The sequence below is a fragment of the Pseudonocardia sp. P-1 genome, from assembly GCF_058111925.1.
Genome location: NZ_CM176614.1, coordinates 451,875 through 471,079, shown reverse-complemented (window position 1 = coordinate 471,079; position 19,205 = coordinate 451,875). Strand labels below are relative to the sequence as shown.

The window sequence follows — 19,205 nt, the reverse complement described above, 5'->3', positions numbered from 1 at the left end:
CGGATCAGCCGCCGAGCTTCTCCGCGAGCTGCGGGACGAGCCGCTCCAGGGCGAACGGCGCGGACAGGACGGAGTTGTAGGTCATCGCGCCGCGGGTGTCGGCGTCGGGGACGATCATGTCGCCGCGGGCCACGACCGGGACCTGGCGCAGGACCGGGTCGGAGTCGACCTGCTGCTTCGCGGCGCCCTCGTCGGCCAGCATCACCAGGACGTCGCCGTCGAGCAGGCCGGCCTGCTCGGAGGAGACCTCGACGTAGAAGCTCTGCCGATCGTCGCGCTCGGCGATGGCCGGTGGCTGCGCGAAGCCGAGACCGGTCATGAACTGGCCGCGGGCGTCGGCGGCGGTGAAGGCGCCGTACATGCCGTCGAAGGGCAGCACCGTCGCCCCGACCTTCCCGCGGAACTGCGGGTGCGCGGTGACGGCGTCGGCGAACGCGGCGTCGGCGGTCCGGACCAGCTCCTCGCCGCGAGCGGTCTCACCCAGCGCGGTCGCGACGGCGCGCATCTGGTCGGTGCGGCTCACCCCGAACGCGATGGAGCCCGCGGGACGGGCGACGACCGGCGCGATCGCGGTCAGCCGGTCGTAGGCGGCCCGGTCGATGCCCGAGGACAGCGCGATGATCACGTCCGGGCGCAGCGCGGCGATCCGTTCCAGATTCGGCTCGGGCTCGGTGAGCACCTGCGGTGCCTCACCCTGCACGAGCCCGCGGGCCCACGGACCCAGCCCGCCGGTCTCCTGGTAGAAGGTGTAGGAGGCGACCGCGACCGGGGTCACACCCAGGGCGAGGACGGGGTCGGCGTCGGTGACGCCGAGGGCGATGACCCGCTGTGGGCGGGCGGGGATCTCCGCGGCGCCGAAGGCGTGGTCGATGCGGACGGGGAACGCGCCGTCGGCGGTGGACGGGGCGTCCGTCGGGCCGGGACCGCCGGACGTACAGGCGGTGAGCAGGCCCACGAGGGCCAGCAGGAGGATCAGTCGTCGATGCACATCGGGACAATAACCGAGGCTAACCTAACCCGAAATGTCCGGAAGGTCTCGCCGCGGCGCGTTCGCACCGGCCGACGCGTCGCGGACCGGTGCGAACGCGCGGGCTCAGCCGCGCGGGCGGCGCTTGCGGGCCACGACGGCCCGGTAGAGCAGCGGGTCGCGACTGGTCGCGAGCCGGTGCCGGTAGACGGTCGACCCGAGCTCCTCGAGCTCGCCGGACGCCAGCAGCGAGGAGATGAGACCGGCGAACCCGGAGGTGTCGCCGTCGTTCAGGAAGTCGTCCCGCAGGGTGATCGCGACGAAGCCGTCGACCGCGACCATGTCGAACGCGGCGCGGAACGCCGCGGGCGGGATGTCGCCGAAGCCGAGCGCGGCGACGCAGGTCAGGGCGTCGAAACCGCCCGCGGCGATGTTCTCGGTGGTCTCGTCGTCCAGGTCGGTGAGGTCCACGACGTGGTAGTCGTCGTAGACCCCCGGGCGGTCCCGCTCGGCGGCCTCGCGGGCCTCGGGGAGGATGTCGATCCCCACCACCTTGCCGACGCCGCGGGCACGCAGCTCCTCGGCGACGATGCCGTTGCCGGCGCCGACGTCGAGGACCCGCAGCCCGGACGGGTCGACGCCCACGGCGTCGAGCTGCTCGGCCAGCGCGCCGGCCACCACGGCCGGGGACTGGCACTGCAGGATGTCGTAGAACAGCTTCTCGTAGAGGCCCGGGATCTTGAAGAGTTCGTCGTAGTCGTGGAAGCGGTACTCGGTCCACCCGTGTCCGAGGTCCAGCACGCAGTACTCCGCGTCCTGCTCGAACGAGGTCGTGGGTTCCGGCAGAGCAAGCCGGTAGGTCGGTTCGGAACGCTCGACGGCCATGAAAATCCTTCCTGGTCGGGAACGGACACCTCGACGCTAGTGCACCCGGCGCCTCCGACCGGGGGTGAGCGATGTCGCACGGGCCGCGATGTGACTCGGCGGTAGGTGGTGACACGATCGGCTGCGGGAGACACCCGGAGATCACCGTCGATCAGCGAGGAGAGACATGACCCAGCAGCAGAGGACCGCCGTCGTGACCGGTGGGGCGCGCGGCATCGGGGCCGCCACCGCGATCCGGCTCGCCGCCGACGGGCACAAGGTCGCGGTGCTGGACCTGGAGGAGTCGGCCGCGAAGGCCACCGTCGAGGCCATCGAGTCCGCCGGCGGGACCGCGGCCGCGTTCGGTGCGGACGTCGCCGACGAGCAGGCCGTCGCCGCGGCCGTCGACGCGGTCACCGAGCGCCTCGGCGCCCCGACGGTGCTGATCAACAACGCCGGTATCACCAAGGACAACCTGCTGTTCAAGATGACCGTCGACGACTGGGACGCGGTCATGGGCGTGCACCTGCGCGGTGCGTTCCTGATGACCCGCGCGGTGCAGAAGCACATGGTCGACGCCGCCTGGGGCCGGGTCGTGAACCTCTCCTCGACCTCGGCGCTGGGCAACCGCGGCCAGGCGAACTACTCCGCGGCGAAGGCCGGCATGCAGGGCTTCACCAAGACCCTCGCGATCGAGCTCGGCAAGTTCGGCGTCACCGCGAACTGCATCGCCCCCGGCTTCATCGCCTCGGAGATGACCAAGGCGACCGCCGAGCGCATCGGTGTGGACTGGGAGGAGTTCAAGGCCGCCCGGGCCAAGGAGATCCCGGTGCAGCGCCCCGGCGCGCCCGAGGACATCGCCCAGACCGTGTCGTTCTTCGTCGACGAGCGCTCGTCGTTCGTCAGCGGCCAGGTCATCTACGTGGCCGGTGGCCCGAAGGCCTGACCCACCCACGACGGACGGGCCGGCTCCGCTGCTGCGGTGCCGGCCCGTCGGTCGTCGCGGGGGTCAGGAACTGCTGGTCATCGGCACGATCGCCCAGCCGGGGATGTCGTCCTGGCCGGAGACCGGCACGGCGGTCGCGGAGAAGTTGACGAGCAGCACCGAGCCGTCCGCCGCGCGGAAACCACCCAGCGACGAGCCGTCGGTCGCCCGGCCCAGCTCGACGGTGCCCTCACGGAGCCTGGGCACCAGCCAGCGCCACGCCTCGGTCAGCGGGGTCGGCTGACCGCCGTTCTCGTCGGTCGCTGGGGTCCACAGCGAGGAGTACTCGAGCGAGTTGCTGCCCTCGGGGCCCCACAGCAGCGAGCCCTGGGTGCCGGAGCGGGCCATCGCCTGCAGGGCGGCGATCGTCGAGACCGCGCTGGCGGGGGAGGCGAAACCGGCCTGGGCGTCGGCGGGGACGTTGGCGTAGAACTCGGCCCACCAGATCGGGAGCTGCGTCCGTTCCTGGATCCAGCGGTCGATCACCGAGAACTTCTCGGCGCCGACGTCGACCGGGGAGATCGCGTCCTGCTGGCCGCGGTTGGTGGTGGAGCCGTCGACGACGATGAAGTCCGCCCCGACGTTGTTCTTCAGCCAGTAGTCCAGCACGTCCAGCGGCCGCTGGTCGAGCGCGCCCCAGGGGCCGCGGATGTCCGAGGCGTCGCCCGAGTCGACCGGGACGCTGCTCATCACCACGTACGGACCCCCGACCTGGACGTCGGGCCGGACGGACTTCACGGCCTGGTAGACCTGGTTGTAGAAGTTCGTGTAGCCCTCGTAGTCCCAGCGGTTCTCGGCCTGGTTGTAGAAGCCCTTGAGCTCGTTCCACACCAGGACGCGGTCGACCTGCGGGTAGCGCTGCACGGCCTCCCTGGCCAGGTTGGCGAAGTCGGCGAAGTGCTCGGGCAGCGGCGCCTTCTCGAGCCGGTCCCAGCGGGTGTCGCCGCTGTCGCGCGGCGCGCCCTTCATCCAGTCCGGGGAGCAGCACAGCGTCAGCATCGCCTTGCCACCGGTCTCCTCGGTGAGCTGCATCCGGCGGTCCAGCGAGCCCCACTCGAACTCACCGGGCCGGGGCTCGGGGTTCAGCGTGCCGAAGCCCATGAGGTGGTGGTTCTGGTACTCCTGCCCGAGGCTCGACAGGATGTCGACGCCGCGCTGGCGGGCCTGCGCGGGCTCGGTGTCGTCGAGGCTGTCCTGGGTGTGGGTCACCCCGATCTCCATCGGGCCCGGCTGCTCGTCCCAGCGCCAGCCGTTCAGGTCCACGGCCTTCGCGGAGGCCTCCAGCGCCGACGACGGCACGGTGTCACCGGTGGTGGTGTCGCCGCCGGTCCCCGAGGTGCAGGCGGCGAGGGCCAGGACCCCCGCGAGCAGCAGGGCCAGGGCCGGGGTCCGGCGCAGGCCGGGACGGAACCGGGGGGTCCGCGACGGGGACCTCGGTCCGGACGTCGTCGGGGAGGGACGGCGTGACGCTCGCACGGGGTGGTGACCTCACGTTCTGACCGGACGCGGCGCCGGGCGGATGCCGTGGCGCGCGCGGGCTCGTACTGACTCCTGCACTCCTGCGCGGGACGGTGTCCCGGCGAGGTGCTCCCAGCGTGTCAGGGGCCTCCTGTGACCTGACTGAGAGAACCTCGCGAACGCCCGGAGCCGGCCGGGGCCCGCTATCGGACGTTCGGAGCAGAGTAGGGCCGCGGTTCGCGAGGGCCGCACGCAGCCCCGCTGCGCAGCCGAACCCTCTTGTCGCGCAGCGTGTACACCCGGTCGGCCCGCGGCAGCACCGCCGGGTCGTGGGTGATGACCAGCACGGCCCGGCCCGCCGCGGCGGCGAGCAGGTCGTCGAGGACGGCGTCACGGGTGTCCGGGTCGAGGTGCGCGGTGGGCTCGTCGAGCACCAGTACCGCCGGGTCGACGAGCAGTGCGCGGGCCAGCGCGAGCCGCCGGCGCATCCCGCCCGAGAGCCGCGCGCCGTGCGCGCCGACCTCGTCGTCGAGGGCCAGGCCGGCGAGCCCGACCCGGCGCAGGACGTCGGTGAGGTGGGCGTCGTCGGCGTCGGGGGCGGCCAGGCGCAGGTTCTCCCGGACCGTCGAGTCGAACACGTGCGGGTCGGCGGGTACCCCGGAGACCACCGCACGGACCTCGTCGGGCGGGCGCAGGGCCAGGTCGTGCCCGTCGAGCCGGACCGACCCCGCGCGCGGGTCGAGGAACCGGAACAGCACCGCGGCCAGCGTCGACTTGCCCGACCCGCTGGCACCGACCAGCGCCACGACCTCCCCGCGTCCGACGTCGAGGTCCACCCCGTGCAGGACGGTGCGGCCGCGCCCGTCCGGTCCCGGCCCGGGCCAGGCGGCGGTGAGCCCGCGGACCTGCAGGTCACCGCGGTGCGGCAGCGGTCCCGGCCCCGGGTCGCGGTGCACGACGGCGGGTGCGGCGTCGAGCACCGGCACCAGCCGGGCCAGCCCGGCGCGGACCGCGGCGAGCCGCGCCGCGGCGGCCGGCAGCGGCGCGACGATCTCGAACGCGGCCAGCGCGGTCAGCACCAGCACGGCCAGCGGGACCGCGCCCAGGGTGCCGGCGTCGACGGCGGCGACGCCCAGCAGCAGCGTCCCGGCCAGGGTGAGCCCGGCGACCAGGGCGCCGGACCCCGCGCCGAGGCCGAGCAGCGCGGCGTCGCGGCGGGCGGTGCGGGTCAGCTCGGCGTCGGCGCGGGCGACGGCGTCGACGGCGTGGCCGGTCGCGCCGTGGGCCAGCAGTTCCGGGCCGCCGTCGAGCAGGTCGACCAGGGCGGTCGCGAGCCGGTCCCGGGCGACACCGGCGCGCTCGGCGGGCCGCCGCGACAGCGCCGCGGCGAGGGCGGGCACCGCGACCCCGGCGAGCAGCAGCCCGGCGGCGAGCAGCGCCCCGCCGGGGACGTACAGCGCGGTGGCGAGCAGCACCGCACCGGACCCGGCGACCCCGGCTGCGACGACCGGCAGCACCCCGCGCACCACCAGGTCCTGCACCGAGTCGGTGTCGCCGACCAGCCGGGCGACCAGCTCGCCGGACCGGAACCGGCGCACCGGCTCGGTGGCGGCGAGCCGGGCGTAGACGCGGCCGCGCATGTCCGACAGCGCGCGCAGCGCGGCGTCGTGCCCGACCAGCCGCTCGGCGTAGCGGGCCACCCCGCGTCCGACGCCGAGGGCACGGGTCAGCACCACGGCGACCGACAGCGCCGTCACCGACGGGTGCTGGGCGGCGGTGGCGAGCAGCCAGGCGGCCAGCGACAGCAGCCCGGCGCCGCAGGCGGTGGCGAGCGCGCCGAGCAGCGCCCCGCCGACGACGCCGCGCAGCCGGGGCGCCAGCACGCTGCGGGCGAGCGACCAGGGGCTCATCGCGGACGTCCGGCGGGTGTGGTCGCGACCGGGGTGATCGTGACGGTGCGGTCGGTGTGCTCGGCCCAGCCCGCGTCGTGCGCGACGACGACCGCGGTGCGCCCGCGGAGCAGCTCGGCGGCCGCGCTGCGGACCGCGTCGGCGGAGTCGGGGTCGAGGTGCGCGGTCGGCTCGTCGAGCAGGACCAGCGGGGCGTCGCGCAGGAACGCCCTGGCCAGCGCGACCCGCTGCCGCTCGCCCGACGACAGCTGCGCGCCGCCCTCGCCGAGCACGGTGTCCCAGCCGTGCGGCAGCCGGGCGACGACGGCGTCGAGCCCGGCCCGGCGTGCGGCCGCCCGCACGGCGTCGTCGGTGACGCCCGCGTGGTCCCGCCCGGCGCCGAGCCGGACGTTGGCGGCGACGGTGTCGGCGAACAGGTGCGGCTGCTGCGGCACCCAGGCCACCCCGCGGCGCCAGGCGTCGAGGTCCAGGTCCGCGAGGTCGGCGCCGGTGCCGTCGCGGCCGTGCACGGTGACGGTGCCGCCGGTCGGGGCGACCATGCCGAGCAGCACGCCGAGCAGGGTGGACTTCCCGGCCCCGGACGGGCCGCGCAGCAGCACCGTCTCCCCGGGGGCGAGGTCCAGCGACAGCCCGGCGACGGCGTCGGCGTCCGCGCCGGGGTAGCGCACCCGCAGCCCGTCGACGGTCAGGCCGCGGCCCGCCGGGTCGGCCGCCGGCACCGGTGCGGTCCCGCCGGGCGCGCCGCCGGCCGGGCGGTCCAGCTCGGCGAACACCTGCCGGGCCGCGGCGACGCCCTCCATGCTGGCGTGGAACCGGGCACCGACCTCGCGCAGCGGCAGGTAGGCCTCCGGGGCCAGGACCAGCACGAACAGTGCGGTGGCGTAGTCGAGGTCCCCGTAGAGCAGCCGCAGCCCGACCTCGACCGCGACCAGGGCGACGGCGAGCGTCGCGAGGACCTCCAGCACGAACGCGGACAGGAACGCGACCCGCAGGGTGCCGGTCATGGCGTGCCGGTGGGCGTCGGTCGTCTCCCGGACCTTGCCCGCGACGACCTGCGCACGGCGGAACAGCGCGAGCGTCGGCAGCCCCTGCACGACGTCGAGGAAGTGCCCGCCGAGACGGGACAGCAGCCGCCACTGGCGGTCGGTGCGGGCCCGGGTGTGCATCCCGACCAGGGCCATGAACAGCGGGATCAGCGGCAGCGTGACGGCGATGACGACCGCGGAGATCCAGTCCGCGTCGGCGACGACGACCAGCACCGCGACCGGGACCAGCACCGCGAGCACCAGCTGGGGAAGGTAGCGGGCGAAGTAGTCGTCGAGGGCGTCGAGGCCGCGGGTGGCCAGGGTGACGATCTCACCGGAGGACCGCCGCGGGTCCGGTGCGGCGAGCGCGAGCCGGCGCACGAGCTGCATCCGCAGCTGGGACTTGGCGCGGGCGGCGCTGCGCAGCGCCGCGGACTCCGCGCCGTAGGACAGCAGCGCCCGCGCCACCGCGACGACGGCGACGCCCCCGACGAGCCAGGCCAGGGTGTCGAGCCCGGCACCCGGCCCGGTGCGTGCGCCGTCGAGGCCGAACGACGGCGTCGCCCCGGCCACCACCCGCGACACCAGCCAGGCCTGGGCCAGGATCAGCCCGGTCGCGGCGACCCCGCAGACCGTGGCGACGGCCAGGTGCACCCGGACCGCGCTCGCCGTGCGCAGCAGCCGGGGGTCGACCGGCGGGCCGCCCGCGGGCGGCGCCCCGGCGGTGGCGGACGGGGTGGACACGGTCGTCATCGTGGGGCCGGTACCGCGGTGTCACCAGTGTCGGAGGTCCCGGCCGGGGCGACCCGCGCCCCGCCGAGGCGGCGGCGGAACACCCAGTAGCTCCAGGACTGGTAGCCGAGCACCAGCGGCAGGAACACGGCCGCGATCCAGGACATGACGCCGAGCGTGTACGGCGCGGACGCCGCGTTCGCGACGGTCAGGGTGTGCGCGGGGTCGGTCGTCGAGGGCAGCAGCGTCGGGTACAGCTGGCCGAACAGCACGACCGACAGCCCGCCGATCGCGAGCGCGGTGGCAGTGAACGCCCACCCCTCGCGGCCGGCCAGCAGCGCCACCCCGGCCGCGGCGAGGGCCGCGCCGGAGACCCAGGCGACCGTGGTGGTCCAGGACGGCTCGCGCAGCGCGAGCGTCGCGGCCAGGAACGCGACGGTCACCAGCAGCACCGGGGCCACCGCGCGCAGCGCGAACCGCCGCGCCCGGTACCGCACCGGCCCGTCGGTCTTCAGTGCCAGGAACACCGCGCCGTGCAGCAGGAACAGCGCCGTGGTGACGACGCCGCCGAGCAGCGCGTAGCCGTTCAGCAGGTCCCCGAGCGACGCGGTGACCACGGTGTTCTGCCCGCTGCCGGGGGCACTGAGCACGGTGGGCAGGCCACGGACCAGGTTCGCGAGGACCATGCCCCACACGAACGCCGGCACCAGCGACCCGAGACCGATCAACAGGTCCCAGCGGGCCTTCCACGGCGGGTCGGAGCGCTTGTGCCGGTACTCCAGCCCGACCCCGCGCACGATCAGGCCCAGCAGGACCAGCAGCACCGGCAGGTAGAGGCCCGACAGCATGGCGGCGTACCAGGCGGGGAACGCGGCGAACATCGCGCCGACGGCGGCGATCAGCCACACCTCGTTGCCGTCCCACACCGGGCCGATCGCGCCGAGGGCGGCCTCGCGGTCGTCCTCGGCGTCGCGGCCCAGGACGCGGACCAGCATCCCGACGCCGAAGTCGAACCCCTCGAGCACCAGGTAGCCGGTCCACAGCACGGCCACGGCCAGGAACCAGATCGTGGGCAGGTCCATCGTCGTCCCTCCGGGGTCAGTAGCTGAACGCCGCGGGGCGGCGCTCGGCGTCGGTGTCGGCGTCGTCGGCGGGGTCGGGCGGGGCCGCGGGGGCGGCGGGTCCGGCGGCGACGTAGCGGAACAGCAGCCGCACCTCGACGACGGCGAGGATCCCGTAGAGCGCGGTGAACGCGGCCAGGGAGAACGCGACCTGGCCCAGGCTCACTCCGGGGGACACGCTCTGCGCGGTGAGCAGCTCGCCGTGCACCGTCCAGGGCTGGCGGCCCATCTCGGTCAGCACCCAGCCGGCGATGTTCCCCGCCAGCGCCGCGGGCAGCGCGGCGACCACACCCCGGTAGGCCCACCGCGACAGCCGCCCGGCCGGAGCCGGTGCGCCGTCGCGGGTGAAGCCGGGCAGCCGGCCGCCGCGGGTCAGCCAGAGCCCGGCCGTCGCGACCGCGACCCCGGCCAGGCCGAGGCCCATCATCAGCCGGAACGCCCAGTAGAGGACGGCGATGTTGGGCCGGTAGTCCCCGGGCCCGTAGAGCGCCTCGTACTGCGCCTGCACGTTCTCGATGCCCTGCACCGGACCCCACGGGCTGCCGGTGGCCAGGAAGCTCAGGACACCGGGGATCTGCACGTTGACGTGGTTGCGGCTGCCCTGGACGTCGCCGACGGCGAACAGCGAGAACCCGGCCGACTCCTCGGTCTGCCACAGCGCCTCGGCCGAGGCGAGCTTCATCGGTTCGTAGGTGGCGGCCAGCTTGGCCTGGTGGTCACCGGAGGCGATGACCAGCACCCCGGCCACGAGGGTGACGAGGAACCCGGTGCGCAGGGTCTTGCGGAACAGCGTGTGCTCGCTCGGGTGCGGCGCCCGGTCGCCGGGACGGCTCCAGCGTTCGCGCATCAGCTTCCAGGAGCTCACCGCGGCGACGAACAGCCCCGCGATCAGGAACGCCGCGGCGACGACGTGGGTGTAGGTCGACCAGGCCTGCGGGTTGGTCAGCACGGCGCCGATGTCGGTGAGCCGGGCCCGTCCGGTGGCGCGGTCGACCTCGTAGCCGACCGGGTTCCGCATCCACGCGTTCGCCGCGAGGATGAAGTACGCCGAGAGGTTGGACCCGATCGCCGCGGCCCAGATGCAGGCCAGGTGCACGCCCTTCCGCAGCCGGTCCCATCCGAAGATCCACAGCCCGATGAAGGTGGACTCCAGGAAGAAGGCGATGAGCGCCTCCATCGCCAGCGGTGCGCCGAACACGTCGCCGACGAAGGTGGAGTAGGCGCTCCAGTTCATCCCGAACTGGAACTCCTGCACGATCCCGGTGACCACGCCCATCGCGAAGTTGATCAGGAACAGCTTCCCGAAGAATTTCGTGGCGCGGAGGTACTCCTCCCGGCCCGTGCGGAACCAGGCGGTCTGCAGCGACGCGACGATCACCGACAGGCCGATGGTCAGCGGCACGAACAGGAAGTGGTAGATCGTGGTGATCCCGAACTGCCAGCGGGCCAGGTCGAGCGCGTCCATCCGGACCTCCCGAGCGAAGTTCTACGTCCAGTAGTAGTTCTACCGTAAGTAGAAGATCAGTGGGGGGGCGGACCCGGTGGCCCTGGACACGCGGGTCGCCGCGGAGGCGCTCAGCCGCCGGTGCGCGGGTCGAAGGCGCCGTGCTCGCGCAGCACGTCGAGCACCTGCGGCAGGTCGGCGAAGGCCCGTTCGACGTCGGCCGGGGCGGCGACGCGGTGTGCGTTCGCCTCGACGTAGGCGCGGACCGCGGCGTCGAAGCGCTGCGCGCCGACGGCGTCGCGACCCGCGAACAGCGCGGCGGCACCCTGGTCGTAGACGCCGTCGACGAGGTCGGTGAACCCGCCGCGGGAGTCCCAGAACGACATGGGGGCGCCGATCGGGCCCGCGACGTCGCCGGGCCCGAAGCTGCCGATCCGGTACAGGTCGCGCTGGTCGGCCACCAGGGCCTGGGCCCAGGTCGTGAACGCCTCGTCCAGCCACGGGTCGCGGGCCTGGTCGTTGCCGACCAGCGCGTAGAACCAGGAGTGGGCGATCTCGTGCGCGGCCAGCGACGGGCGGGTGGCGTCGTCGACGTCGCCGAACTGCAGGTGGGTCGGGAACTCGACGCCGTCGCTCTGGGTGGGCACGACCGTCAGCCACAGGTCCGGGTACGGGTAGGGCCCCAGGAGCCGTTCCAGGGCGGGCAGGAAGCGGGCGACGTCGCCCTGCCAGTCCTGCGCGGAGCCGCGGAGCTCACCGCCGCGCCGGGCGCCGGCGCGGCCCGCGGTGGGCAGCGCGACGTGCACCCTCGTGGCGCCGACCGTGGACTCGGTGACCTCGTAGGCGCCGACGGCGACCGCGACGTCGCGGACCGCGTCGGCGGCGAAGGTGCGGGTGAGCCGCCCGCCGCCGGCGTCGCGGGTGCCGGTGGCGGTCCCGACCCCGACGACCTGCTGGTCCGCCGCCGCGGTGACGGCGAGCGAGGCGAGCCGGTAGTCCTCGGCGACGACGGTCTCGCCGGACATCCGCACCGCGGGGGTGCGGACCCAGCCGCGGCCGCGGACCCAGTCCAGCACCGGCAGCGGACTGCCGAGCCAGGCGGTGCCCGCCGACGGGGAGTGCCCGATGCGTTCGGTGGAGTCCTCGCCGAGGGTGAGGGTGAACCCGAGCTGCGCGGTGACGGTGGTGCCCGCGTCGGCGCAGGACGGCAGCGGCAGCTCGACGAGCGTGCCGGGCGCGCCGTCCGGGGCGCCCGCCTGCTCGGTGCGCGGGGTGACCGGGGTGCCGTCGACGCTCGCGTCGGTGACCCGGGACGAGCCGCCGTCGGAGACGACGGTCGGCCGGTTGGTCCAGAGCCGGAAGACCAGCTCGCAGATCCGGGCGTCGGGGGTGAAGCGGACGGTCTGGCGGCCGGTGGCCGAGGACAGGTCCGGGGCGAGGTCCAGCGACGCGTCGACGACCGGGCGCTGCGGCCACGGGGCCGCCCGCTCGACCTGCGGCACGCCGGCCGCGCAGCCCCCCAGCACGGCCAGGACGACGGCGACGCCGACGAGGGCCCGGCGCAGCCGGGTCAGGTCGATCATGAGGGCGAGGCTAGCCGCGGTGCGCACGGGCGGCGACCGGCGTGCGGCACCGCCCGGCTACGCCACCCGATCGCGGGCCCGGCCGCGGAGCCGGTCCCGGACGGCGTGCGCGGGCGCCGACACGACGGTCTCCAGGGGACCGCGCCCGACCGCGCGCCGCCAGGCCAGCCCGATCCCGACCGCGACGGCGACCTGCCACAGGTAGCCCTCCCAGGGGCCCAGGTCGTCGAGCGGGGAGTTCATGAACAGGATCGAGCCGACGTAGAGGGTCAGCGTCATCGACCCGGCTGCGGCGAGCGGGCGCAGCAGGTGCCCCAGCAGCGGCCCGGCACCGCGGGCGGTGACCGAGGCCAGGAGCAGGACCGCGCCGAGCACGGCGAGCGCGGACCCGGTGGTCTGGACGACGTCGAGCGGCGTGCCCGAGTGCGGCGCGACGGTCGCGAGCCACCACCACGTCGAGGTGGGGGTGACGCCGTCGGGGTAGCCGGTGACGGCATCGGCGATCGTCGGCGCGCTGTCGAGGATCTCCGGCGGGCTCACCGCGGCGATCGCGGCGTACCCGCCGCCCGGGCCGAGCAGCCACATCGACAGCCCGGTGGCCGCCGTCGCCGCGACGACGCCGCCGGCCAGCAGCGCCGCCGCCGTGCGCCGGTCCGAGAGCCGCAGCCGTCCGACCACGATCCCGACCGCCATGTAGGCGAGCCAGACCACCGCCGGGTAGGCGCCGGTCAGGGTCAGCTCCGACAGCAGCGCGCCGGGGTCGGTGACGAGGTCGAGCACCGAGGGGTTGCCGAGGTCGGGCACCGGCAGGAACGGGCGCACCAGGTGCGATCCGACCGGTATCCCGAGACCCAGCAGCACCGCGAGCGGCGCGAGGACCCGGGTCGGCAGCGCGACCAGCGGTATCGCGAGCAGGAACGCGATCGCGTAGTAGGGGAGGATGAGCGCCGCGATCGACGGGTCGGTCCAGCTCAGGGCCAGTGCCAGCACCATCAGGACGCCGGCGCGGGTGGCGAGCATCGCCGCCGTGGCGCGCAGGTCGGGGGTGCGGACCCGGGCGCGCCCGGTCATGAACGCGAACGAGACCCCGGCGAGGACGGCGAACAGCGCCGCGGAGCGACCGCCGAACACGAGGTAGCTGGGCGTGGGGGTGCCGTCGTCGGTGGCCTCGACGAGGGCGTGCACGGCGATGATGCCGAGCAGCGCGATCCCGCGGGTGGCGTCGACGCCGAGCAGGCGCGAGGCGCGCTCGCGGGGCGGCGCGGGTTCCGGCGCGGCCGGGGAAGCCGGGTCCGGGGCGGGCGTGGCCCGGGTGGTGGCCGGGAGCACGGTGGTGGTCCCCGTGGTGTCCGGTGGTGCGGACGGGGTGCGCAGGGTCCGCGCGGGTGCCGACGGGGCAGGCGGGGGACCCGCGGTGCGGGGGCCGGGACGGCGACGGTCGTCGCGGGCGCGGTGCCGGGCGGACCGGACGGCCGGCGCGGCCGGCTCGCGGTCCGGGTGGCGGCGGCGTCCGGCCGTCCCTCCGGGGCGCGGTGGGTGCCGGTGCCGGTCCGCCGGGGCGCGCCCGGTACGGGGACGAGGGCGGGCGCCGGCGGACGGGGCGGCGCGGGGCGGTCGGCGCCGCGGCGGTGGCTGCCGGGCGGTTGCGGTCGGGTCATGTCAGAACCTCGTCGATCAGCTGGTGCCCGAGGTCGCGGGCGTCGGCCGGGGGCAGCCCGGCGTCGGCGAACCAGTCGGGTCCGGCCTCGGGATGCGGGCCGACGACGCCGACCCGGCCGTGCCCGAACGGGGTCACGGCGGCGGCGACGAGCCCGTCGGGGTAGCGGGCGAGGACGGTCCCGGAGTCGAGCAGGAAGTGCGGGCCGTCCTGGAAGAACAGGGTGCGGTCGCGGCCGCGCCAGTCGAGCCGGACCAGGGCGTCGCCGTCGTGGCCGACGGTGGCGCCGGGGGAGTCGATCCAGCGGTCGGTGTCGCCGGGCAGCAGGCCGAACCCGGGGGTGGCCCCGGCCAGGTAGCCGCCCAGGCAGAACCCGAGGTAGCGGCCGCCGTCGCCGACCCAGTCGCGCAGCGGGCCGGCCGCGGGCCGCATCGTGCGCCACGCCGCGGACAGGGTGCCGCCGCCGGGCTGGGCGTAGAGCGTCGCGCGGGCGAGGGTGTCCGCGGTGAGCGGGAGCCGTTCGCGCGGGCCGGTGTAGTGCACGTCGAACCCGTGCCGCGAGGACGCCAGCAGCGCCGCCACCGACTCCGCGCACCCCGTCGGCCGCGACGCCGGTCCGCGGTAGACCAGCGCCACCGGGCGGTCGCCGGCGGAGGGGGCCGGGCCGCGGCGGCCGAGCAGTCGCCCGAACAGGCTCACCGCGGGCCCGGCCCGGAGCGGGCGGAACGGTGGTCGCGCGGCTGCGGCACCGGGGGCGGTGCCGTCCCCGGTCCCGGCCGGGGCGGCACGGCGGGGAGGGTCCGTGCGGTGCGTTCCGCGGACCGCGCCGCGGGGACCGGGACGCGTGCGGCGGTACCTGCTCCGGTGGTCGCTCCCCCGTCGCCCGCACCGACGACCGCGCCGGCGCCATCGTCGGGGCCCGCGGCGGCGTGGCGGTGCCGCGCACGGGGCGTGCTGCCCGGCCGGGCGGGGGCACGGCGGTCGTGCCCGGCGCCGGCGGGCCCGGTCCCGGGGGCACCGGCCGAGCCGGCGGCACCCGCGCGGTGCCGGCCGGTGCTGCCGCGGCGCGGGGCCTGGCGCCCGGCCAGGACCGAGCGCATCCGCAGCGTGCGGCCCGGGTCGTCGGTCCCCTGCACCCGGGTGAGGACCATCGTGCGCTCCGGGTCGACGGCCGCGACCCGCACGGTCCCGGCCACGGTCTCCGGCGCCGCGGCGGGCTGCACGGCGGGCAGCACGGCAGGCGGCACGGCCGGTGCCGCGTCGGCCGGTGCGGCGTCGGGCACCGCGCGGGCGGTGATGCCCCGGTACCGGGAGCCGGGCGGCAGGTGCTCGCCTTTCATCACCAGCGACAGCGGGTCGAGCCGCGCCCCGGCGCCGACCACGGCGTCGTAGAGCACGATCGTCCGGTCCCCGACCGACGCGCCGTCCGCGACCGACACCGTCGACATCTTCATGACCCGGTCCTCGAACAGGTGGGTCTGCAGCGACACGTCCCGCCCGACGACGGCGTCGTCCCCGATTTCCACCAGGTCGTACTCGGTGAGGTAGGTCGTCGATACGCAGGTCCGCCGCCCGATCCGGGCGCCGAGCAGCCGCAGCATCGGCGGCAGCAACGGGGTCCCGGACAGCATGCTCAGCAGCCCGGGCACCGCGGAGGCCTCGTAGAGTCCGGTGACGAACTCCGAGCGGCGCACGAACCGGGTCCACAGCGGCTCGGTCCGCGGCCGGTAGGTGCCCACGACCAGCCACTTCACCGCTGCGACCAGCAGGACCAGCGCGAGCGCCGAGGCGAGCGCCAGCACCGGTGCCGCGAGCACGACCTGCCACGCGGCGCCGGTGCGGGCCACGCCGGACAGGCCCTGCAGGAACAGGTAGATCGACACCGAGATCGCCGAGGCGGGCAGCGTGGCCCGGAGGAACTCGATGCCGAGCCGCTCCGCGACGCGGCGCCGTGAGGGCGTGAACGTCAGCGACTCCGGGTGGTCCCCGGAGTCCTGGCGCACCGGCAGGTGCATCGCCGGGGACCCCAGCCAGGTGGTGTCGTGCGGCACGCCCGACGCCGGGGGCACCGTCGCGACGCCGATCAGCGACTCGTCGCCGAGCGTCGACCCGGCCGGGACGACGGCGGCGTTCCCGACGAACGCGCGCCGCCCCACCAGCGTCGGACGGCGGACCATCCAGCCGTTGTGGAACGTCGCGCTGCCCACGCTCGCCATGTCCGCGACGAAGCTGCCCTGGGAGATCGTCAGCATCTCCGGGTCGATGTGCGAGGCGGTGGACACCTCCGCGCCGCGCCCGATCCGGGCGCCGAGCAGCCGCAGCCAGCCGACCGTGTAGAGCGTCGAGTACAGCGAGTTGGTGTAGGTCAGGCTCATCTCGAGGAGCTTGTCGCCGAACCACTTGCGCAGCCCCAGCGCGGAGCGCGCCGGGAAGACCCCGGGCCCGGTGCGGGGCGCGACGGCCCACCGGCCGACGGCCACCAGCACGCACACCGTCACCACGAACACCGGCCCGACCAGGGCGGCGACGAGCAGGGCGGGGCCGTCGCCGAACAGCAGCAGCGACGACCACACCAGCAGCACCGCCGGGACCAGCGCCAGCAGCGACACCAGCTCCAGCGCGACGATCCCGGCCAGCGCGGCCGCCCGCTGCGGCCGCGTCCAGGACGGTGCCGGGCCGCGTTCGGTCAGCTCGGCGACCGCGGCGTCGGCGGCGTCGGGCACCGCGGGGGACCCGGCCCAGTGCTCGGCGGGCGGCACCACCTGGTCCGCGGCGAGCGCGGACTGCTCCCCGACGACGGCGTCCGCGCCGACCACCGCACCCGGTTCGACGACCGCGCTGGCGCCGACGTGGGCGCCCTCGCCGACCGCGATCGGGGCGACGGTCACCCAGCCGTCGGCCAGCGTCCAGGGCCGCAGCGCGGCGCCGTAGCCGACGGTGGCGCCGTCGCCGATCCGCAGCAGCGCGGGCATCGACACCACCGAGGTGCCCAGGTGCACGTCGCGGCCCACGGTGGCGCCGAGCATCCGCAGGTAGGCCGGGGCCAGCGGACCGCCGGACAGCACCGGCAGCGGCGACACCGACAGCAGCAGGTCCGCGGCCCACAGGCGCAGGTGCACCCGTCCCCACATGGGGTACCGGCCGGGTGCGACCCGGGCGGTGAGCGCGCGCACCGCGAGCGGGGCGAGCAGCCAACGCTGCAGCAGGAAGATCGCGGTGGCGCCGAGGGCGAGCTGGGCCAGCACGTCCGGGGCGACCCGGCCGCCGTGCCAGGCGTACACCCCGGCCGCGGGCAGGGTCATGACCAGCATCAGCACGAACAACGCGGCGCCCTGCGCGGTCCCGGCGGTCGAGTAGCGGCGCCGGGAGTGGCGCAGCGGCTCCGGGCGCGGCGGCGGGGCACGGAGCCGTCGCCGCCGTCGCCCGCCGCGTCGGGGTCCAGTGCCGCGGCCAGGCCGCGGACCGTCGGGTGCTCGTACAGGTCGCGCACCGCGGGGGAGCGGCCGACGCCGCGCTCGCGCAGCAGGGTCACCAGCCGCGCGGCGAGCAGCGAGTGCCCGCCGAGCTCGTCGAAGAAGTCGGCGGTGACCGAGACCTGGCCGGCGTCGAGCGCCAGCACCTCGGCGAGCACCGCCCGGACCCCGGTCTCCAGCTCCGTCGACGGCTCGACGTGCGGGCCGTGGGTCACCACGATCCGCGGCCCGGACGGGGCCGGCAGCTTCGGCCGGTCGACCTTGCCGCTGGGCATCATCGGCAGCGCGTCGAGCACCTCGAGGTAGCCCGGCACCATGTACTCGGGCAGCCGGGTCCGCAGCAGCTCGTGCAGCGCCGCCCGGTCCACCGGCCCGCCCGGCCCGGCGGCCGGGACGACGTAGACGGTGAGCTCCTCGCCCGTGCCGTCGTCGGTCCTCGCGACCGCGGCCACGGCGCTCTCCACGTCGGCGTGCTCCAGGGCGACGGTCTCGATCTCGCCCAGGTCGACGCGGTGCCCGCGGATCTTGACCTCGTCGTCGGCGCGGCCCAGGTAGACGATCTCTCCGTGCTCGTCGAACCGGGCGAGGTCACCGGTGCGGTAGAGCCGCCCGTCGCCGTTCGCGGGCGCCGCGGGGTGGCGGACGAACCGGTCGGCGGTCTTCTCCGGCAGGTTGACGTAGCCGATGCCGACCCCGGGGCCGCCGATGCAGAGCTCGCCGACCTCGCCGCGGGGGACTTCGCGCAGGGTGTCGTCGAGGATCACCGCGGAGTAGGTCGGCACCGGGCGCCCGATCGTGACCGGCTTCCCCGGGTGCAGCTCGCCCCAGGTGCAGGTCACGGTGGTCTCGGTGGGGCCGTAGGTGTTGAGCATCCGCCGCCCGGGGCGCGCCCAGCGCTCCACCAGGCCGGCCGGGCAGGCCTCGCCGCCGACGAGCAGGGTGCGCAGCGCGGGCAGCTCCCGCGGGATCGTCGCCAGCAGGGTCGGCACGCAGCACAGCACGGTGACGCCGGTGCCGGCGAGGAAGTCGCCCAGCTCCGCGCCGATCCGGCGCGAGTCCGTCGGCCCGACCACCAGCGTCGCCCCGGCCGCGAAGGTCGGCCAGATCTCCTCGATCGAGAAGTCGAAGGAGATGGTCATGCCCTGGTAGACGCGGTCGTGCGGGCGGACGTCGTAGACGCGGGTGATGACGTGCACGAAGTTGCAGATGCTCGGGTGGGCGATCGCGACGCCCTTGGGTCGCCCGCTGGAGCCCGAGGTGTAGATGATGTATGCCAGCGGCGCCGGGTCCGGGTCGGGGGCGACCGGGGCGAGCGGGTGACGGGGGAGTGCGGCGACGGCGTCGACGCAGGTGTCGAGCAGCACCAGCCCGGGCGTGGGCAGCTCGCCCGCCAGGTCCGAGGTGGTGACCAGCAGGTCCAGCCCGGCGTCGTCGCGGATGTAGCCGACCCGGTCCGCCGGGGCGGCCGGGTCGATCGGGACGAACGCGGCGCCGGTCTTGCCGATCGCCAGCAGCACCGCGTAGGTCCGCCAGGTCCGGTGCAGCAGGATCCCGACGCGCCGGCCCGGGCCCGCGCCGAGCCCGGCCAGGTGGCGGGCGAGCTGGTTCGCGCGCGCGTCCAGCTCGGCGTAGGTCAGCTCCAGGCCGCCGTCCTGCAGCGCGACCGCCCGTGGTGTCCGGGCGACCGTGGCCTCGAAGAACCGGTGCAGGCGGTCCGGGTGTCGCGCGGGCGCACCGGCCGGGGCCGGGTGCGCCACGGCGACCCCCGCGCGGGGCGGGGACATCGTCACGTGCCGTCATCTCCCTACACGGCGACGGAACGCTTCCCCCGGTCCAGTGGGGAGCTCCCTGTGGGTTCAGGGGTACGGACCGGTGAGGCCGCCGTGGTCCCCCGTGACATCGCCACGGGGGAGGGGCCTGTTACGGCGAGCGAGTAGGCGATAGGTGCTCAGTTTTACGGAGTGTGGCCGCTCACAGGTGGTGCTG

Annotated in this window: 13 protein-coding genes; 1 reads left to right on the top strand and 12 read right to left on the bottom strand. The window is 75.6% G+C overall.

The features are described from left to right. Positions 1-4 precede the first annotated feature (4 nt). Together AC0GKK_RS02210 and AC0GKK_RS02205 are read right to left on the bottom strand one after the other, a co-directional pair. Positions 5-775 (bottom strand): ABC transporter substrate-binding protein, encoded by a 771-nt coding sequence (locus tag AC0GKK_RS02210; protein ID WP_489883020.1) that lies wholly within the window; start codon positions 773-775, stop codon positions 5-7. Between the two features lie 318 nt (positions 776-1,093). Then, complete coding sequence (locus AC0GKK_RS02205; protein WP_489883019.1) at positions 1,094-1,852, bottom strand: class I SAM-dependent DNA methyltransferase; 759 nt, start codon at positions 1,850-1,852, stop codon at positions 1,094-1,096. A gap of 166 nt (positions 1,853-2,018) precedes the next feature. Here AC0GKK_RS02205 and fabG point away from each other — a divergent pair, with 166 nt between their 5' ends. After that, positions 2,019-2,777 (top strand): 3-oxoacyl-ACP reductase FabG, encoded by a 759-nt coding sequence (gene fabG / locus AC0GKK_RS02200; protein ID WP_100877802.1) that lies wholly within the window; start codon positions 2,019-2,021, stop codon positions 2,775-2,777. 63 nt (positions 2,778-2,840) lie between these two features. Here the strand turns inward: fabG and AC0GKK_RS02195 are convergent, their stop codons facing one another. The 10 genes from AC0GKK_RS02195 to AC0GKK_RS02150 form a co-directional block, all read right to left on the bottom strand. Beyond that, entirely contained in the window at positions 2,841-4,292 is a 1,452-nt protein-coding gene (locus AC0GKK_RS02195) for a GH39 family glycosyl hydrolase (RefSeq protein WP_489883018.1), read from the bottom strand. Positions 4,293-4,477: 185 nt separating this feature from the next. Then, positions 4,478-6,184, bottom strand: a complete 1,707-nt coding sequence (gene cydC / locus AC0GKK_RS02190) for a thiol reductant ABC exporter subunit CydC (RefSeq protein ID WP_489883017.1) — start codon at positions 6,182-6,184, stop codon at positions 4,478-4,480. Beyond that, positions 6,181-7,953, bottom strand: a complete 1,773-nt coding sequence (cydD, locus tag AC0GKK_RS02185; RefSeq protein ID WP_489883016.1) for a thiol reductant ABC exporter subunit CydD — start codon at positions 7,951-7,953, stop codon at positions 6,181-6,183. Before cydD ends, cydC begins: the two co-directional genes overlap by 4 nt. 5 nt (positions 7,954-7,958) lie before the next feature. Then, entirely contained in the window at positions 7,959-9,023 is a 1,065-nt protein-coding gene (gene cydB, locus AC0GKK_RS02180) for a cytochrome d ubiquinol oxidase subunit II (protein WP_476654782.1), read from the bottom strand. A gap of 16 nt (positions 9,024-9,039) precedes the next feature. Next, positions 9,040-10,527, bottom strand: a complete 1,488-nt coding sequence (locus tag AC0GKK_RS02175; RefSeq protein ID WP_489883015.1) for a cytochrome ubiquinol oxidase subunit I — start codon at positions 10,525-10,527, stop codon at positions 9,040-9,042. A 110-nt stretch (positions 10,528-10,637) separates the two neighbouring features. Then, positions 10,638-12,089 carry a M1 family aminopeptidase gene (locus tag AC0GKK_RS02170; RefSeq protein WP_405417164.1) on the bottom strand — a complete coding sequence of 484 codons (1,452 nt, stop codon included), beginning with the start codon at positions 12,087-12,089 and terminating at the stop codon, positions 10,638-10,640. A 57-nt stretch (positions 12,090-12,146) separates the two neighbouring features. Continuing rightward, entirely contained in the window at positions 12,147-13,418 is a 1,272-nt protein-coding gene (locus AC0GKK_RS02165; RefSeq protein WP_489883014.1) for a heparan-alpha-glucosaminide N-acetyltransferase domain-containing protein, read from the bottom strand. 325 nt (positions 13,419-13,743) lie between these two features. Further along, positions 13,744-14,445: a BPL-N domain-containing protein gene (locus tag AC0GKK_RS02160; protein WP_301548893.1), complete on the bottom strand. Its 702-nt coding sequence runs from the start codon at positions 14,443-14,445 to the stop codon at positions 13,744-13,746. Beyond that, the gene (locus AC0GKK_RS02155) at positions 14,442-17,063 is read right to left on the bottom strand and encodes a Pls/PosA family non-ribosomal peptide synthetase (protein WP_489883969.1); all 2,622 of its coding nucleotides are present in this window, start codon (positions 17,061-17,063) and stop codon (positions 14,442-14,444) included. Before AC0GKK_RS02155 ends, AC0GKK_RS02160 begins: the two co-directional genes overlap by 4 nt. Next, positions 17,057-19,003 (bottom strand): non-ribosomal peptide synthetase, encoded by a 1,947-nt coding sequence (locus AC0GKK_RS02150; protein ID WP_489883968.1) that lies wholly within the window; start codon positions 19,001-19,003, stop codon positions 17,057-17,059. The genes AC0GKK_RS02155 and AC0GKK_RS02150 overlap by 7 nt, the downstream gene beginning before the upstream one ends. Positions 19,004-19,205 lie beyond the last annotated feature (202 nt).

Excerpts from the sequence above, each read along its gene's own strand:
- cydC (WP_489883017.1), bottom strand. The coding sequence starts at position 6,184 with ATGAGCCCCTGGTCGCTCGCCCGCAGCGTGCTGGCGCCCCGGCTGCGC.
- AC0GKK_RS02205 (WP_489883019.1), bottom strand. The coding sequence starts at position 1,852 with ATGGCCGTCGAGCGTTCCGAACCGACCTACCGGCTTGCTCTGCCGGAA.
- AC0GKK_RS02170 (WP_405417164.1), bottom strand. The coding sequence starts at position 12,089 with ATGATCGACCTGACCCGGCTGCGCCGGGCCCTCGTCGGCGTCGCCGTC.
- fabG (WP_100877802.1), top strand. The coding sequence starts at position 2,019 with ATGACCCAGCAGCAGAGGACCGCCGTCGTGACCGGTGGGGCGCGCGGC.
- AC0GKK_RS02175 (WP_489883015.1), bottom strand. The coding sequence starts at position 10,527 with ATGGACGCGCTCGACCTGGCCCGCTGGCAGTTCGGGATCACCACGATC.
- cydB (WP_476654782.1), bottom strand. The coding sequence starts at position 9,023 with ATGGACCTGCCCACGATCTGGTTCCTGGCCGTGGCCGTGCTGTGGACC.
- AC0GKK_RS02150 (WP_489883968.1), bottom strand. The coding sequence starts at position 19,003 with ATGTCCCCGCCCCGCGCGGGGGTCGCCGTGGCGCACCCGGCCCCGGCC.